The organism is Bacillus carboniphilus (genome assembly GCF_020524035.2).
Taxonomy (GTDB): domain Bacteria; phylum Bacillota; class Bacilli; order Bacillales; family JAIVKR01; genus Bacillus_CC.
On record NZ_CP129013.1, the window covers coordinates 2,846,638 to 2,862,500 of the forward strand.

Sequence of the window (15,863 nt, forward strand, 5' to 3'; positions counted from 1 at the left end):
TGTATATATCTGGACAGGTAAAGGAGGGACATCTTATGTCTAACAGAAAATTAGGTCGTACAAGTGATCAACGTAAAGCGATGCTTCGCGGATTAGCAACAGACCTTATCATCAGTGAACGTATTGAAACAACAGAAAGCCGTGCGAAAGAGCTTCGTTCTGTTGTTGAAAAAATGATCACTCTTGGTAAGCGTGGGGATCTTCACGCTCGTCGTCAAGCAGCTTCTTTCATATACAAAAAAGAAGCAAATGAAGAGCAAGATGCATTGCAAAAGCTATTCGCTGAAATCGCTCCTCGTTATGAAGAGCGTCAAGGTGGATATACTCGCATCATGAAACTTGGACCACGTCGTGGAGACGGAGCGGAAATGGTTGTTATCGAGCTTGTATAATTTTGCTGAATATAAGGGCGGGTCTGTTTTTAACTAGATCTAAGCCCTTTTTCTTTTGTTATATTTTCCTTCATACAATTCCCCCATAAACAACTCATACATTTTTAAATTCTTCAAAAAGACTTATAATTAATTATGTCATTTAGTCAGTATGTAATGGATCAGAGGTGATAAAATTGAAAGAACAATTGGTTGTGGAAATGAATAAGGTTTGCTTTTCCTACCATAATCAAGAGAAATATGTTTTATCAAACATTTCTTTAAGTGTACAAAAGGGAGAATGGATTGCCATTGTTGGTCATAATGGCTCTGGAAAATCAACTCTTGCTCGATTGATGAATGGATTATTAACGACAGATCAAGGAACGATAAAAATTTGTGGAAAAACAATGACGGAGGACCAAATATGGGACGTTCGTAAACATGTAGGGTTAGTTTTTCAAAATCCAGATAATCAGTTTGTTGGGACAACGGTACAAGATGATATTGCATTTGGATTAGAAAATAGAGGATTCGATCGTGAAACGATGGTGAATAGGATTGGTTGGGCTGTTAATCAAGTTAAGCTATCTGACTATTTAAATCAGGATCCACACCAACTATCGGGGGGGCAAAAACAGCGCTTAGCCATTGCCGGTATTATTGCGCTGAAACCAGACCTTATCATATTCGATGAAGCTACTTCCATGCTGGACCCTTCTAGTAGGGGGGATGTTATGACAACCGTACAGAACCTTAAAAACCAAGGCTTAGCATCTGTCATTTCCATCACTCATGATTTGGAGGAAGCAAGCATGGCAGATCGAATCATTGTATTAAACCAAGGTGAAATCATAATGGAAGGTTCACCACAGTATGTTTTTCAACATAATGACATGTTAAAAGATGTAGGGCTTGATATCCCGTACTCTTTAAAAATTAGTAATCTCTTGAAGCGAAATGGTGTAGATATAAAGGACGTACATTTAACAACAGATGGTTTAGTGGAGGAACTATGGACATTAAAATCTCAAACTTAGAGCATTATTATCAAAAAAAGACTCCTTTTGAATATCGAGCCCTTTATGATGTGAATTTGACAATCAAGCATGGCACCTATTTAGCAATTATTGGTCATACAGGGTCAGGTAAATCAACCTTACTTCAACATTTAAATGGACTTCTCTTGCCAACAACAGGGACGGTTGAGATTGGTGATCAAAGACTTGAAGCCGGTAAAAAAAATAAGCAGATCAAAGAAATTAGAAGAAAAGTAGGAATTTTATTTCAATTTCCCGAACATCAACTCTTTGAAGAAACAGTAGAAAAAGATATTGCTTTTGGACCAAAAAATAATGGTTTATCTGATCAAGAAGCAAGAGAAAAGGTGTATAAAGCGATTGAAGAGGTAGGAATTTCAGAAAACCTACTCAGTCGATCTCCTTTTGAATTAAGTGGAGGGCAAATGAGAAGAGTAGCCATTGCGGGCGTGCTTGCAATGGAGCCAGAAGTATTAGTCTTAGATGAACCTACAGCTGGGTTAGATCCGATTGGCAGAGTTGAAATGATGGATATGTTTTACGAATTACATAAAAGAAAAAATAGGACGACCATACTTGTTACCCATAGTATGGAGGATGCGGCGAAATATGCAGATGAGATTGCGATTATGCATAAAGGAACAATAAAGGTAAAAGGAACCCCAAAGCAAATCTTTCAAATGAGAGACCAGATTAAAGAGCTAGGTTTAGACTTACCAGAATCTATAAAGTTAGTGGATCAGCTTGAGAATAGATTTGACTGTACCATTACAGACATGCCTTTCACTTTAGAAGAAACGGTTGCTCTCATTCAGATAATGATGAAAGAGGACCGTGAAAGATGAATTCATTTATTATAGGGAAATATGTACCTGGTCAGTCACTTATTCACCGATTGGATCCTCGATCTAAGTTAGCCATGGTGTTTTTGTTTGTCTTTATCGTCTTTATCGCTAATAACACACTTACTTATTCCTTCCTTATCTTTTTTGTGGCAACGATTGTTATGCTTACAAAGATACCGGTCTCATTTATATGGAATGGAATGAAACCTGTTATATGGCTCGTAATCTTCACCTTTGTCTTACACATCTTTTTTACAAAAGGAGGACCTGTATTAGTCGACCTAGCCTTTGTTCAAGTTTATGAAGAAGGGTTAAGACAAGCCATATTTATCTCTTGCCGCTTTGTACTATTAATTATGATTACGACAGTTTTGACGTTGACGACGACCCCAATTGAAATAACAGATGGGATTGAAATGGGACTGCACCCATTAAAAAAAGTCAAGCTGCCTATTCATGAGCTTGCACTCATGATGTCTATTTCTTTGCGATTTATTCCCACATTAATGGAGGAAACAGATAAGATTATAAAGGCTCAAAAAGCGAGAGGAGCAGACTTCACGAGTGGGCCAATAAAAGAAAGGGTTAAAGCGTTAATTCCTTTGCTCGTCCCTCTTTTTATTAGTGCATTTAAAAGAGCAGATGATTTAGCAACGGCTATGGAGTCAAGAGGATATAGAGGAAGCGAAGGAAGAACAAAACTAAGACAATTGAGATGGAAAACAAACGATACACTTCTCATTCTTTCTTTAGCAGGTTTGAGTATCATTTTGTTTATTTTTCGAACGTAGGAGTGTTTTATGAAAAGAATTAAATGTACCCTGTCGTATGATGGCACAGACTTTAGTGGATATCAGAAGCAACCTAACAAAAGAACGGTTCAAGGGGAAATTGAACGTGTACTGCAAACGATTCATAAAGGGAAGGTGGTCACTATCCATGCCTCAGGAAGAACCGATACAAATGTTCATGCGTATGGACAAGTGATTCATTTTGATACTAGTCTATCCATTCCCGAAGAAAAATGGTCAAAAGCGCTCAACGCCCTACTTCCAAATGATGTTTTCATAAGGGACTCTAAACAAGTTGAAGAGTCATTCCACGCTCGTTATGATACTGTAGGGAAAGAATATCGATATCGTATTCAACATCTAGGTGAACGAGACCTATTTAAACGAAAGTATGCTTTATTCTTCCCATACTCTTTAAATATAGAGTTAATGAACCAAGCAGCATCAACTTTAATTGGCACTCACGACTTTTCTAGTTTTTGTGCATCGAATACAGACGTTATAAATAAGGTTCGAACGATTGACACGATTTCTTTGTGCGAAGATCAAGATGAACTCGTTTTTACTTTTCGAGGAAACGGATTTTTATATAATATGGTGAGAATTATCGTAGGCACTTTACTAGAGGTCGGCCAGGAGAGACTTAAACCAGAGGAAGTGAAAGAGATACTAGAGGCATGTGATCGTAGAAAAGCTGGGAAGACAGCTCCAGGTCACGGCTTATATTTGTGGGAAGTGTTTTATTAGGATTTATTCTGAATAAGTTATGTGTGAAATATAAGATATTAAAGGTAAAATAAGGGTAATATTTTAGGGTGGAGGATCCATTTAGGCTTAATTCATGAAAATAGATTAATGTGTGTTTTCATTACTGTCTAGCTCCAGCGCCCAGCGACTGGTGTTGCTTCGCCCTCCTCTCTACGATAAGTCAACATCGAAGCCTGCGGCTTTTCGTGTTTCCTTTATCTCATGCGGGGGTCTATAAGCACCTGCGTCGCTTAACGGGCACTTCCGCTTTTCCTATGACAACTAAACCAGGCGTAACATCCTCTTGACATTTGCTTCTAAACGTTATAAGATATCATATGGTATGTATTTCAACCCCACGATTAGCCCCGGAAATTAATCGTGTTTGAAATAATAGATAACGTTTGGTCAATGGAAAAATGAAAAGTATTAGGAGGGAAACAAATGCGTACAACTTACATGGCTAAGGCATCTGAAATTGAGCGCAAATGGTACGTAGTTGATGCAGCTGGAAAAACGCTTGGTCGTCTTTCATCTGAAGTAGCATCTATCTTACGTGGAAAACATAAACCAACTTACACACCACATGTTGATACTGGTGATCACGTCATTATTATCAATGCTGAGAAAATTGAATTAACAGGTAAAAAATTAACTGATAAAATTTATTACCGTCACAGCATGTATCCAGGTGGATTAAAAACTCGTACGGCATTAGAAATGCGTACAAATTACCCAGAGAAAATGTTAGAGCTTTCAATTAAAGGAATGCTTCCTAAAGGTTCTCTTGGTCGTCAAATGTTTAAGAAGCTACATGTTTACAAAGGTGCGGAACACCCTCATGCAGCTCAAAAACCAGAAGCTTACGAACTTCGTGGATAACATAAAAGGAGGTTATTAATTTGGCACAGTTACAATACTACGGTACAGGTCGTCGTAAAAGTTCTGTTGCACGTGTACGTTTAGTTCCAGGTGAAGGACGTATCGTGATCAACAAGCGTGATGTAACAGATTACATCCCGTCAGAAGCATTAATTGAAGATATTAAACAACCCTTAAACTTAACTGAAACTGCAGGAAGCTATGATGTTTTAGTAAACGTTAATGGTGGTGGAATTGCAGGTCAAGCTGGTGCAATTCGTCATGGTATCTCTCGTGCACTTTTAGAAGTAGATCCTGAGTATAGACCATCATTAAAGCGTGCAGGCTTATTAACTCGTGATGCACGTGCGAAAGAGCGTAAGAAATACGGTCTTAAAGGCGCTCGTCGTGCACCTCAGTTCTCAAAACGTTAATCTATATTACGTTTCAAGGCTCTTTTCACTTATGGTGGAAAGGGTCTTTTTATTACAGAGTAAGAAAGTATAAAAATCTGTCCTTATTTGGATGGTGCTTTTATTTTTGTCTAGCTCCAGCTCCCAGCGACGGGTAGCGCTTTCGACGCACAGGAAGTGCTAGCATCAATGTTGCCCGTCTTTAGTTGATGTTCCATGTCTCTACGATAAGTCAACGGAGACGCCTCCAGGAGGGAGGTGGATCTACGTTGCCACAGGACGTGGCTGAACTTAGTAGATCCTCCGCTTTCGGGCTTTTCGTGTTTCCTTTATCTCATGCGGCGATGCACAGGAAGTGCTAGCGTCAACGTTAGTCACAGGACGTGATTGTACTTAGTTGACGTACCTTTGCACCTGCGTCGCTATACGGGCTCTTGCGCTTTTCTTATTAGAATTTGTACTGGACTTCAAGAGTACCATTCTTACTGCTTTTTGGGTGGGGATGTATTTTATTTCTCAAAAAAAAGGGTAGACTTAATGTTCTACCCCGAGTGTAAATTTTAAGCTATCTACAAATAAGTTCATTTGTTTTTTTAGTTCGACTTCTTTTGATAATACATCGTAACCGATATATACGCCATCGGTGAAGGAGATAATCGATCCCGCAATTACTTCTGCTTCGTATTTGCTGGAAAACTCTCCTTTTTGTTGTCCTTCTTTAATAATACGAGCATAAATATTTAAGAAATGTTTGTAACGTTTTTTGGCAAAGATTAATCGTTGTTCATCGTTTTTACTCGTAAGGTGGAACTCAATTTTTGCTGGGGTCAAAGGATCAGTAAGAACCTCATTATTATCGTCATGTGAGGTTAACAATAATTCTTGGAGTGTTTTCCAATAAGAAGATGGTTGATTACTTAATGTTGCGTTAATCTTTTCTGAAAATACGTCTAGCTCTTCTTCCAAGACCACCTTCATGACGTCTTCTTTATTAGAAAAGTATTGGTAAAGTCCACCTCTACTTACGCTAGATTCTTCCATAATATGTTTCATTGTTGCTTTTTCAAATCCATACTTTATAAATACGTTTCTGGCAGCGTCTAAAATTTTCGCTCGACGCCGCTCTTTATGTTCTTGGCTAACTTTTGGAGACATCTAACTTCCCTCTTTCTATGTTACTTCTAAAAAATAATCCGATCGCAAATGAAAAAATCAATAGTGAACCCGTAAGAATAAACGTCGGGATGATTCCAATCACTGTGACGAGGATTCCTCCTAGTAATGGACCAACAATAGTAGCCGTTGTTGAAACGCTATTAATGACGCCAAACACACGCCCAGTTAAATTTGTTGGTGTTTTGATTTGAACAGAGGCTTGAAAAGGAATAAAGACTAAACCTGCTGCAAACCCAACCATTAGTCCCAATATAGATCCCCACACGATAAATAAAGGTAAATTTAAAACAGTCAATATAGCTAGTATACTAAAACCACAACCGATTAAACAAACCCCTGAAAGCATCAGCTTAAAAGCGTGATAGTCTGTCTTTTTTGCCAGAATCGACCCACAAATAAATGTACCTATTCCAACCGTTGCAACGAACAAGCCAAATTGATTAGCTGAAAAGCTTGGTATTTGTCTCATTAAGACAATGGCTTGGGAGTCTGAGAGCTGTAGGATTAACAAGCTCGTTCCTAAAAATATTAATCCAACATATAAGAATGAGTTGCTCTTTATAAAGCTCATACCCTCTACAAGGTCTTCCTTGAAAGAACGTTTTTCTAAAGGGGTTTGCGTCATTTCATTAACTGAAGCTGGTAAGAGGGAGATGAGTGCAGCAGAAACAATAAAGGTAACAGAATCAATATAAAATACAAACTGTGTACCAAATAGAGAAACAAGCAACCCACTTAACAAGGGGCCTAAAACTTTTGTACCTGAATCAATCATTGAAGTAATAGACATGGCGCTTTTCATATCTTCTAGGGGAACTACTTCTTTTAGTTTACCGTTTTTAGCTGGTACAAAGACAGAAGCGAAAAGACCGGTCATAAATAAGCAAGCGTAAACAATCCAGATAGAATTGGCAAAGGCTAATCCAATGATAAAAACGGCTCTAAATACGTCAGAGACAATCATTAAGCCTTTACGGTTGAAGCGGTCAGCAATTATACCTGAAAAGGGGCCGAATATTGCCATAGGTAGTGCCAGAGACAATATAATGAATGAGATTTGTAAAGATGTAGCTTCCCACTTCAATCCTACTAATGTAATAACAGCTATAATACTTAACCAATCTCCGAGACTGGAAATGAGTTGTGCAGTAATTAAAGTGAGATAATTTTTGTTTTTCTTTATATTAGAGTTCATTATTATTTCTCCTTTTAAATTGACATTGTTGTCGTTTATTTATGTATCATTATAACGACGTTGTTGTCGTTTTTCAACTAAAAAATTAATCTTTTTACTGCGAGGTAAAAAGATAGAGGACAATAATTAAATAACTTTAAATGATCATTATAGTTTTTGGTTATTTCATTATGCTTTCGATGTTTGTTTAAAACAATTTTGGATTTAACTAGATATCCCCTTGTCTCTTCCATTGATAGAGGTTTATTAATAATTTGATCTTTTAATTTAGGATATCTTTTTAATTTTTCCCAACCGGGTCCAATAATCATTAATTTATTTGTATCAATATATTTAGAAAGTCGATCGATAAATTTTATACGACTGTCCCAAGCTGTTCCTATAAAACATATATCAATGGGTTTCGTTTGAATGCTATCTTCATTGTGAAAAACGGTTGGATCTGCTGCGAATGATAGCACCGAAACATTTGAGCAACCGATGAGTGAAAAGAATGATAGGCAAGCAATTTCATTCGTAAAGACATAATCAAAGTAGGGGGGCTGTATCCTTAATATTGCTCAAATTGCAGGGGTTATCTGTATACCAAACAGCAATTGAATGCCCATTTTTCTTAAGTTGTTTGCAATGTTCGACAGTTGTTTGGTTACCCGTAATAAATAAAACTAAATTAGGTTTCATCATTGCAGAATGTTTGACTACGTCATGGTTACGAATATTGATCACTTTCACTTCTTTTGTAAGTTTTTATAAGCTCTGTATAATAGCTCTATTAATAATTTGAAAGGCAACAGAAGAATCTGCTGTCACGAATAATATACGCTTTGCTTGAAAATATTTCATAGGCTCTTCCTTGATAATGCCTAACAATAAAATATGATTAGATGATTTCAAGTATTTGTTCTACCTTAACTTTTTTTTAGGACCAAGTTGGTCAACCTAAACAATAGAAGAAGGTTATATTATGTTTTTGTTATTTTCATGGATAATTAAAAGGTTCGTGTAATTGGGAATAAAATATATTTTAGGCGATATCTCAGTCATGCTATTCTCCTAATGAATACAATTCCTTTAATGATAAACACTACAATGAAAGGAGGCTTGTACATGGACGTCATTATAAATTTCAATGATAAGAGGCTTGAGCATGAAGGATATATAGAACGAAAAATATTGAAGTTTATATCTATTCATACTCTTCATAAAAATATTTCCCTTTCATTCGCGATGTTTTTCCATAATAACTGTATCGATTCTTCGATTGTTCAAGATGGCTGTGTAGAATCGGGAATTGATGCGTTTGTTTTAGGTGTAAAATGTAGTCGATTATCCTTATTTGAAGACCCTGTAGACGTTATGGAAAAGAGATCTAAAAGAGATGTAGTTAATTTAATCAATAGTTTGCACCATTTTTTACTAACGTGGGGACTCGCAAAGGAAATAGAAGGGATTGAGGAATCGTTATTATTTGCTTGTCAAGAATATATTCAGAATGCATGGTTGTACGGTTTTGATTTAGGAAGAAAAAAAAGAAAGCTACGTCAATTATAAGTCATATCCCTCTTTGTTCATCCATATATTGAATTAGGACGAGCAGAGGGGTTGGGGGTCTGTGAATAAGAAACTTATATGGCTTGGCTTAGCTGTTGTTTTCATCGGAGTTTTATTTTTTATTAAACAACAGTTCTCTGAAGATGCTTCTTGGAAGTCTTGGAACCTTCCTCTTTCAGGGAAAATCATCTATATAGATGCTGGACATGGAGGTCCAGATGGTGGTGCCGTCGGAGGAGATTTAATAGAAAAAGATATCACCCTTCAAATTGCAAAAATGCTACGTGATTTTTTACAAGAGCAAGGGGCATTAGTCCTTATGACAAGAGAAGAGGATAAAGACTTAGCCGATTCAAATACAAGTGGCTATTCTTCACGTAAAATTGAAGACTTGAAAAATAGAGTGGACATGATAAATGAATCTGAGGCAGAACTATTTGTTAGCATTCACATGAATGCACTTCCTTCAAAAAAATGGAGCGGGGCACAAACATTTTACCATGGTAAATATGAAGAAAACATTCATCTTGCCAAATTTGTTCAAGATGAACTAAGAAAGAGCTTAGAGAACACAACTCGAACAGCAAGGCCGATAGAAGGGGTTTTTATTATGAAATATACGAATAAACCTGGCGCTTTAGTTGAAGCTGGATTTCTTTCTAATCCTGAAGAAGCAAAACTTCTGGGAGAAAAACAATATCAAGAAAAGGTAGCGGCATCTATATATAGAGGGATATTAAGGTATTTCACATCGGAAGATGCTCCACCAGACTAAATAAAGCCTATCCATTGCTCAATTTCGTTATTTCCATTATCATAAAATGACAGGGATTAACGATAACAGCAAAGGGTGTGTGTTTCCATGAATGAACAAAAGGTGAGAGAACTACTAGAAGGGATCGAAGAACCTTTTTTACATAAGTCTTTAAAAGAATTGAGTGCAATCTCAGAAATCAAGGTGAAACAAGAAAAAAACCATGTAAGTGTGAAAGTTGCAATTGCTGAAACAGGAACAGCAGAACAAATGGAGCTGCAACAAAAAATCGTTTCGGTTTTAAAAGAGGCGGGCGCCGATACTGTAGGCTTACGTTTTGAAGAGCTTCCAGAAGAAATGATTCAAAAATATTATCAACCACAAACTGAAGACAGTATCCTATCAAATGAAAGCGCTCCAACTTTTATCGCTATTGCTAGTGGAAAGGGAGGGGTCGGGAAATCAACCGTTTCTGTTAACTTGGCCGTGGCCCTTGCTCGTTTAGGAAAAAAAGTTGGATTAGTTGATGCAGATATATATGGCTTTAGTGTTCCCGATATGATGGGGATCACGAAACGACCTGTCGTGAGGGGTGAAAGAATCATACCTGTTGACCGTTTTGGTGTCAAAGTGATCTCAATGGGCTTTTTTGTTGAAGATAATGCCCCCGTCGTATGGAGAGGTCCTATGCTTGGAAAAATGATCACCAATTTCTTTCAAGAGGTAGAGTGGGGAGACTTGGATTATTTACTATTAGATTTACCTCCAGGTACAGGTGATGTGGCATTAGATGTTCATGGAATGCTACCATCCTGTAAGGAAATCATTGTTTCAACCCCGCATCCTACTGCTGCATTTGTTGCTGCTAGAGCTGGAGCAATGGCGCTAAAAACGAATCACGAGCTTTTAGGAATTGTAGAAAATATGTCTTATTTCCAAAGTAAGGTTTCAGGACAGAAGGAGTATGTTTTCGGTCAAGGTGGAGGAGAAAAGTTAGCTGAAGAGTTAAATATTCCTTTATTAGGTCAAATTCCTCTTCAACAGCCAGATATAAGAGAGGATGACTTTGCTCCTTCGGTTTATGAAGAAGACCATCCTATCGGACAAATTTATACTGAGATCGCCAACAGCGTGATAAAAGAATCTTAGTATTACAAAGAACAAGCCCAGAGCAGTCACTTGCTTTGGGCTTGATCTCGTATTTCTTCAAGTAAGGTAATAATCCTTTCGTTTTGTTCAATCATCTCCTTATTCTGAGATCTAAACTTTGTAAAGTCATACGAAAAAATTAATAAAAGTGCGTGTTTAAAAAGTAGGGAAAAAAGGACGCTGAAGAACGAGGCGGTGTAGCTTTGAGCACTCACAGTGTACGTTCTTGGTACATGAGGAGCGGAAAAGCAAACCAACAAAGTTATTCAACCGACATTTTTTTAGGACTTTTTAAACAACCTCTAAAAAAATAAATAAAAATATGATCATTGTGCACCTCATATTAAACTAGTGTTAAAAAGTAAGGAGAAAAGGATGAAATAGGAGACCTGATTAAAGGAATGCGATCATCATCTTACAATTATGTCCTGTCCCTAACGATAATTTTAAGCGATAGTAAGGCTTTTTGAACATACAATGTTAACAAATAAATGGTTTAGTAAATTTATTTAGTGATTTAGACAGCTTTTTAAAGCAGATTTCCAATGACGACTTGGAGGGATTTTATACAGTCTCAAGGACATTTGATCGAGTTTAGAGAAAGAAGGTCTCTTGGCGTCCCTAGGAAAATCTTCTGTTGGTACTGCATTTAGTCTTATATCCATTCCCTTTATGCGAAAAATTTCCTCTGCAAACTCATACCATGAACAATACCCGCTATTGGCCACATGGTAAGTTCCGTAGTGTTCTTTATTAAAAATATCTACCATTTTTTCTGCTAAATCATAGGTATATGTAGGGGAACCAATTTGATCATTTACAACATTGATTGGTTCTCGCTGCTTTCCTAAACGTAGCATTGTTTGTAAGAAGTTATGGTGTGAATAACTGTATAGCCACGAAGTGCGAATAATATAAAAGGAAGAACAATATTGTTTGACCATCTCTTCTCCAGCGAGTTTAGACTTTCCGTATTCATTGATAGGGTTAGGTTGATCAAATTCGTGATAAGGGGTACTTGATGTTCCATCAAATACATAATCTGTACTAATGTAGACGAGTGGAATGCGATAATTTTCACAGCATATGGCTAAGTTTTTTGTACCGATCGCATTAATTAAGTAGGCTTGGTCTTTTTTACTCTCGGCACCATCCACATTCGTAAAAGCTCCACAGTGAACAACCATATTTGGTTCATAGTGATTGAAGTAATAAATGATTTGATCCATCGAGGTAATATTAAGCTCTTTCTTGCCTAACGGGTGACAAATCATTGCCCTCTCCGAAAATACTTTATGAACAGCAGTGCCTAGTTGTCCTAATCCACCAGTTATAATTACTTTCAATGAATTCACCCCATTATCCTTGTGTTATATTGAGTTATATTCATAAAAACTAAAAAAAGCACTCCTATTTTTAGGAGTGCGGACTTTAGCTCATGTGTCGTCGCAAAACGGGCTCTTGCGCTTTTCTTATTGTTGTTGACTTTCAGATTGTTCTCCGCCACCTTCACTACTTCCACCTGACTGTTCTTGCCCACTACTTTGGCCTCCCCCTTCTTCTTGTGATTGCATATTTTCTGCCGCTTTTAATAATGTTTCTTCAATCGTCGATTTATAAAGTGGACTTGAAAGTGTTTCAGTAATAACTTCTTGTATATGGGAGCGAAATTGCTGACTTTTTAAGGTTGTTATCATTTCACTTTCTATTTCTGGATTTTGAAGGAGCTCTAACATCTTCTCTTGGTAAGTAGGATCATCCATTAGTTTTTTTATGACATTTTCGTGCTCGTTTTGCAAGCTTTCAGCAAAGGACTTTGAAAACTCGGTATCTTCAAATACTTTTGTCCAAAATTCCTTCCCTTCCTCAGATGTCAATGTAGTAGAAACAGTTTCTTTTACGGTTTCAGCATCCATAATTAGGTTTTGTTTGATTTTTTCATCAGCTAACATTTCTTCTAAAGCTGCTTTTCCATCATCAGATTTAAGTATATCGACAACCATTTTTTTAGTTTCTTCATAATCCATTTGCCCACTTGATTGCTCATTACCTCCACAACCAGTCAAAAAGAAAAATAGAGTGAGGAGTACAAGACAGTTTTTCATCATAACCTGTCCTCCTTTCAATTCTAGTCCCTATCCTTAATATGGTTTTTACTGCCGGATGTATACAGGTTAAAATGTTCCATTTCAAGAGTTAGTGGAGGGCATGTTGATTAATGATTCCTAAAAATAAAAAGAAAGATTGTTATTATTGTCCTCTTTAGCAGCTTGTTACCCTTTAAACATTCTTTCTATAGAAATTTGTATTTAGGATTGGTACAATCAAATACGAATCACCTTTTTATAGAGGTTGTTCAAAAAGTATAGGGTCTCACATTATGAAAAAAAGATTATTCTCTTTTTCTAAAGATGTGGTGTACATAATCTGATCACGGGACGATTGGTTAGATCTTTTTGAACAGATACTTATATTATGCTCTGTCAGTCTAAAGACAGATTGTTCATAAAAATGGGGGATGCAACAATTGAATAGTCGAAATTGGGTTCGTTTATTTTTATCAACGCTTTTACTGGGTGCCGTTGTGACTAGTATTGTTGGTTTTATTGTGAAATGGAATGAATATCAACCTTACTTTATAACGGGCGATTTTGTTGAAATTTTATTTTCCTTGTTTTGGTTTGTAGGGGTGGGGTTTATTTTCAGCCTTATAAGTCAAATGGGCTTTTTTGCATACTTAACGGTTCATAGATTTGGTTTAGGTATATTTAAAAGGAATTTATGGAATTGGATTCAAGTTATGTTAATATTATTTGTCTTATTTGATTTAGTTTATTTTCGCTATGCTATTTTCGCTGAGACAGGTGAAGGATTTATTTCATATTTAGTTCTTGCGGTTGCAATCTTAATTGTTGGATTGATTATTGCTTATATTAAAAGTATACAAACAAATATAGGTGCATTCATCCCAGCCGTGTTCTTTATGGTAGTAGTTACTACGGTTGAATGGGTACCAGCTCTAAGGGTAAATGAAGAGGGTTGGCTTTACTTTATGTTAATTCCACTATTGGTTTGTAACGCCTACCAACTGCTTGTTCTACACAAAATAAACCAAAAATCAGCTTAATTAATTTTAAAAAGGGCGATCCAGATATGACGATTGGATGGCCCTTTTTATCGACTGTTTCATTAGTACGAGGTGTTCACCTCTTTTGAACGTGCTTCGCTGTTGGAAATTAGTTTGCTTACGGTTACAAAGGATAGGCCTTTTTGTTTAGTAAGGCTGATAATCTGAGGTAATGCGTCGTTTGTTTGCTTTGCATCATCAGAGGCATTTAATAAAATGATGTCGCCTCCCTTTAGAGGTTTAGTTACTGATTCAACAATGCCATTAACTCCAGGGTTCCTGATATCTTGAGAATTAACGCTATAATGAATAGTTGTATATCCAAAGCTATCAGCTGCTTGTAAGACAGACTTGTTGAAGTCTCCCTTCGGCGGCCTGAATAGTTCAATGTTCTTTATTTGTAATTTATCAAATACGTCTTTGGATAAAGATAAGTCTTTTTTTATTTCTTCAATCGTGAGTTTATTGTAATTTTCGTATTCATAGCCCATTGAACCAATTTCATGACCGTCCTCTTTAATTCTTTGGACGATTTCTGGATGTCTTTCTGCCCATGATGCTGAAAGAAAAAAGGTAGCTGTTTTAATCTGGTTTTCTTCGAGAGTATCTAAGATGGGCAATGCGTTTTCATCTCCCCAGGAAATGTTAAAGGTAAGAGAGACATTGTTGGACTTTTCTTCTCCTTGATATATAGCCCTTGGGGATTGCGATTGATCAGTTGAGAAGATGGGGATGCTTAATGTTGATTGCATGTAAAGTAAACTAGCTGTAACAAAAGCAATGACCATCAAAATAAGCACATTTTTAAAATTTTTCATGTGAAAAACGTAAAAGAAATTCATGGTTCCTCTCCTTGTCCAAATTTCTTATATTGCATGTATATGCACGTTTAATAGAAAGATGTTTAAGAGGTTGTTCAAATAGGCGTCAATTTTATTTACATACCTATAAATGAAATTGGATATATTAAGCGGACTAGGGGGGTGTGTAAGTGATTGGTGTTATTTTGAGTCAGGTAGAATGTGAAGAGATTGCAAGTCTTTTGGAACGTGAAACAAGTAGGTTATCTTTTGAGGTAGAAAAGGAACAAAATAAGCCCATTTTACGTAGACTGAAGTACGAAAAAATGATATTTATAGAAAATATTAAAAAAAAGGTAGGATTATATTGACGAATAAATTAGAATTATGATATATTATTATTCGTCGCTCAAAAAGCCATCTTGAAGATAAAAATTATTTTAAAAAGTTATTGACGGGATGTTACTGAGATGATAATATAAAAAAGTCGCTTCAAGGCGACGAGGAAAATGATCTTTGAAAACTAAACAAACCAAAAGCGTCAATTTTTTTGAAACAACAATGAGTTAGCAAACTCATAAAATGATCAGATTAAATCTGACACCATTTTATCGGAGAGTTTGATCCTGGCTCAGGACGAACGCTGGCGGCGTGCCTAATACATGCAAGTCGAGCGGACTTGATGGAAAGCTTGCTTTCCATCAAGTTAGCGGCGAACGGGTGAGTAACACGTGGGCAACCTGCCTGTAAGACGGGGATAACTCCGGGAAACCGGGGCTAATACCGGATGAACCTTAAGACTACCTAGTCTAAAGTTGAAAGGTGGCTTTTAGCTATCGCTTACAGATGGCCCGCGGCGCATTAGCTAGTTGGTGAGGTAACGGCTCACCAAGGCGACGATGCGTAGCCGACCTGAGAGGGTGATCGGCCACACTGGGACTGAGACACGGCCCAGACTCCTACGGAGGCGCAGTAGGGAATCTTCCGCAATGGACGAAAGTCTGACGGAGCAACGCCGCGTGAGTGAAGAAGGTTTTCGGATC

The 15,863-nt window shown here is 37.0% G+C and carries 18 protein-coding genes and 1 rRNA gene (1 of these 19 running past the window's edge); 13 read left to right on the plus strand and 6 right to left on the minus strand.

Annotation, left to right across the window (positions count from 1 at the left end):
- The first annotated feature begins 35 nt into the window (after nucleotides 1-35).
- From rplQ to rpsI, 7 genes are all read left to right on the plus strand, one after another.
- The gene (rplQ, locus tag LC087_RS14610; RefSeq protein WP_226541790.1) at nucleotides 36-392 is read left to right on the plus strand and encodes a 50S ribosomal protein L17; all 357 of its coding nucleotides are present in this window, start codon (nucleotides 36-38) and stop codon (nucleotides 390-392) included.
- A 176-nt stretch (nucleotides 393-568) separates the two neighbouring features.
- A complete protein-coding gene (locus LC087_RS14615) occupies nucleotides 569-1,411 on the plus strand; it encodes an energy-coupling factor ABC transporter ATP-binding protein (protein ID WP_226541793.1) in 843 nt (280 codons plus the stop codon).
- Entirely contained in the window at nucleotides 1,387-2,256 is an 870-nt protein-coding gene (locus tag LC087_RS14620) for an energy-coupling factor ABC transporter ATP-binding protein (RefSeq protein ID WP_226541795.1), read from the plus strand. The genes LC087_RS14615 and LC087_RS14620 overlap by 25 nt, the downstream gene beginning before the upstream one ends.
- Nucleotides 2,253-3,047 carry an energy-coupling factor transporter transmembrane component T family protein gene (locus tag LC087_RS14625; RefSeq protein WP_226541797.1) on the plus strand — a complete coding sequence of 265 codons (795 nt, stop codon included), beginning with the start codon at nucleotides 2,253-2,255 and terminating at the stop codon, nucleotides 3,045-3,047. The genes LC087_RS14620 and LC087_RS14625 overlap by 4 nt, the downstream gene beginning before the upstream one ends.
- A 9-nt stretch (nucleotides 3,048-3,056) precedes the next feature.
- Entirely contained in the window at nucleotides 3,057-3,794 is a 738-nt protein-coding gene (gene truA, locus LC087_RS14630; protein ID WP_226541799.1) for a tRNA pseudouridine(38-40) synthase TruA, read from the plus strand.
- Nucleotides 3,795-4,238: 444 nt separating this feature from the next.
- Nucleotides 4,239-4,676, plus strand: coding sequence for a 50S ribosomal protein L13 (gene rplM, locus LC087_RS14635; protein WP_226541801.1), 438 nt, complete (start codon nucleotides 4,239-4,241; stop codon nucleotides 4,674-4,676).
- Between the two features lie 20 nt (nucleotides 4,677-4,696).
- Nucleotides 4,697-5,089, plus strand: a complete 393-nt coding sequence (gene rpsI / locus LC087_RS14640; RefSeq protein ID WP_226541803.1) for a 30S ribosomal protein S9 — start codon at nucleotides 4,697-4,699, stop codon at nucleotides 5,087-5,089.
- 513 nt (nucleotides 5,090-5,602) lie between these two features.
- Here the strand turns inward: rpsI and LC087_RS14645 are convergent.
- From LC087_RS14645 to LC087_RS14655, 3 genes are all read right to left on the minus strand, one after another.
- Nucleotides 5,603-6,223 carry a TetR/AcrR family transcriptional regulator gene (locus LC087_RS14645; protein ID WP_226541805.1) on the minus strand — a complete coding sequence of 207 codons (621 nt, stop codon included), beginning with the start codon at nucleotides 6,221-6,223 and terminating at the stop codon, nucleotides 5,603-5,605.
- Nucleotides 6,207-7,439: an MFS transporter gene (locus LC087_RS14650; protein ID WP_226541807.1), complete on the minus strand. Its 1,233-nt coding sequence runs from the start codon at nucleotides 7,437-7,439 to the stop codon at nucleotides 6,207-6,209. The genes LC087_RS14645 and LC087_RS14650 overlap by 17 nt, the downstream gene beginning before the upstream one ends.
- 77 nt (nucleotides 7,440-7,516) lie before the next feature.
- Nucleotides 7,517-7,900 carry a CgeB family protein gene (locus LC087_RS14655; protein WP_306019673.1) on the minus strand — a complete coding sequence of 128 codons (384 nt, stop codon included), beginning with the start codon at nucleotides 7,898-7,900 and terminating at the stop codon, nucleotides 7,517-7,519.
- A 646-nt stretch (nucleotides 7,901-8,546) separates the two neighbouring features.
- Here LC087_RS14655 and LC087_RS14660 point away from each other — a divergent pair.
- The 3 genes from LC087_RS14660 (at nucleotide 8,547) to LC087_RS14670 (ending at nucleotide 10,893) form a co-directional block, all read left to right on the plus strand.
- A complete protein-coding gene (locus LC087_RS14660; RefSeq protein WP_226541809.1) occupies nucleotides 8,547-8,990 on the plus strand; it encodes a DUF2521 family protein in 444 nt (147 codons plus the stop codon).
- Between the two features lie 61 nt (nucleotides 8,991-9,051).
- Entirely contained in the window at nucleotides 9,052-9,765 is a 714-nt protein-coding gene (gene cwlD, locus LC087_RS14665; RefSeq protein ID WP_226541810.1) for an N-acetylmuramoyl-L-alanine amidase CwlD, read from the plus strand.
- A gap of 87 nt (nucleotides 9,766-9,852) precedes the next feature.
- Nucleotides 9,853-10,893 carry an Mrp/NBP35 family ATP-binding protein gene (locus LC087_RS14670; RefSeq protein WP_226541811.1) on the plus strand — a complete coding sequence of 347 codons (1,041 nt, stop codon included), beginning with the start codon at nucleotides 9,853-9,855 and terminating at the stop codon, nucleotides 10,891-10,893.
- A 509-nt stretch (nucleotides 10,894-11,402) separates the two neighbouring features.
- Here LC087_RS14670 and rfbD read toward each other — a convergent pair.
- On the minus strand, nucleotides 11,403-12,239 hold the full coding sequence (rfbD, locus tag LC087_RS14675) for a dTDP-4-dehydrorhamnose reductase (protein WP_226541812.1): 837 nt from the start codon (nucleotides 12,237-12,239) through the stop codon (nucleotides 11,403-11,405).
- A 126-nt stretch (nucleotides 12,240-12,365) separates the two neighbouring features.
- Nucleotides 12,366-13,001, minus strand: coding sequence for a spore germination lipoprotein GerD (gerD, locus tag LC087_RS14680; protein WP_226541813.1), 636 nt, complete (start codon nucleotides 12,999-13,001; stop codon nucleotides 12,366-12,368).
- A 419-nt stretch (nucleotides 13,002-13,420) separates the two neighbouring features.
- Here gerD and LC087_RS14685 point away from each other — a divergent pair, with 419 nt between their 5' ends.
- Nucleotides 13,421-14,020, plus strand: a complete 600-nt coding sequence (locus LC087_RS14685) for a KinB-signaling pathway activation protein (protein ID WP_226541814.1) — start codon at nucleotides 13,421-13,423, stop codon at nucleotides 14,018-14,020.
- Between the two features lie 62 nt (nucleotides 14,021-14,082).
- Here LC087_RS14685 and pdaB read toward each other — a convergent pair whose 3' ends face one another.
- Entirely contained in the window at nucleotides 14,083-14,862 is a 780-nt protein-coding gene (gene pdaB / locus LC087_RS14690) for a polysaccharide deacetylase family sporulation protein PdaB (RefSeq protein WP_226541815.1), read from the minus strand.
- A gap of 149 nt (nucleotides 14,863-15,011) precedes the next feature.
- Here pdaB and LC087_RS14695 point away from each other — a divergent pair, with 149 nt between their 5' ends.
- Both LC087_RS14695 and LC087_RS14700 read left to right on the plus strand, forming a co-directional pair.
- Nucleotides 15,012-15,191: a hypothetical protein gene (locus tag LC087_RS14695; RefSeq protein ID WP_226541816.1), complete on the plus strand. Its 180-nt coding sequence runs from the start codon at nucleotides 15,012-15,014 to the stop codon at nucleotides 15,189-15,191.
- Between the two features lie 237 nt (nucleotides 15,192-15,428).
- A 16S ribosomal RNA gene (locus tag LC087_RS14700) occupies nucleotides 15,429-15,863 on the plus strand (it continues 1,117 nt past the right edge of the window).

What these genes read in the sequence shown, in the direction of transcription:
- rplQ (WP_226541790.1), top strand. Translation starts at nt 36, where the DNA reads ATGTCTAACAGAAAATTAGGTCGTACAAGTGATCAACGTAAAGCGATG.
- LC087_RS14620 (WP_226541795.1), top strand. Translation starts at nt 1,387, where the DNA reads ATGGACATTAAAATCTCAAACTTAGAGCATTATTATCAAAAAAAGACT.
- LC087_RS14625 (WP_226541797.1), top strand. Translation starts at nt 2,253, where the DNA reads ATGAATTCATTTATTATAGGGAAATATGTACCTGGTCAGTCACTTATT.
- truA (WP_226541799.1), top strand. Translation starts at nt 3,057, where the DNA reads ATGAAAAGAATTAAATGTACCCTGTCGTATGATGGCACAGACTTTAGT.
- rplM (WP_226541801.1), top strand. Translation starts at nt 4,239, where the DNA reads ATGCGTACAACTTACATGGCTAAGGCATCTGAAATTGAGCGCAAATGG.
- LC087_RS14645 (WP_226541805.1), bottom strand. Translation starts at nt 6,223, where the DNA reads ATGTCTCCAAAAGTTAGCCAAGAACATAAAGAGCGGCGTCGAGCGAAA.
- LC087_RS14650 (WP_226541807.1), bottom strand. Translation starts at nt 7,439, where the DNA reads ATGAACTCTAATATAAAGAAAAACAAAAATTATCTCACTTTAATTACT.
- LC087_RS14660 (WP_226541809.1), top strand. Translation starts at nt 8,547, where the DNA reads ATGGACGTCATTATAAATTTCAATGATAAGAGGCTTGAGCATGAAGGA.
- LC087_RS14670 (WP_226541811.1), top strand. Translation starts at nt 9,853, where the DNA reads ATGAATGAACAAAAGGTGAGAGAACTACTAGAAGGGATCGAAGAACCT.
- gerD (WP_226541813.1), bottom strand. Translation starts at nt 13,001, where the DNA reads ATGATGAAAAACTGTCTTGTACTCCTCACTCTATTTTTCTTTTTGACT.
- pdaB (WP_226541815.1), bottom strand. Translation starts at nt 14,862, where the DNA reads ATGAATTTCTTTTACGTTTTTCACATGAAAAATTTTAAAAATGTGCTT.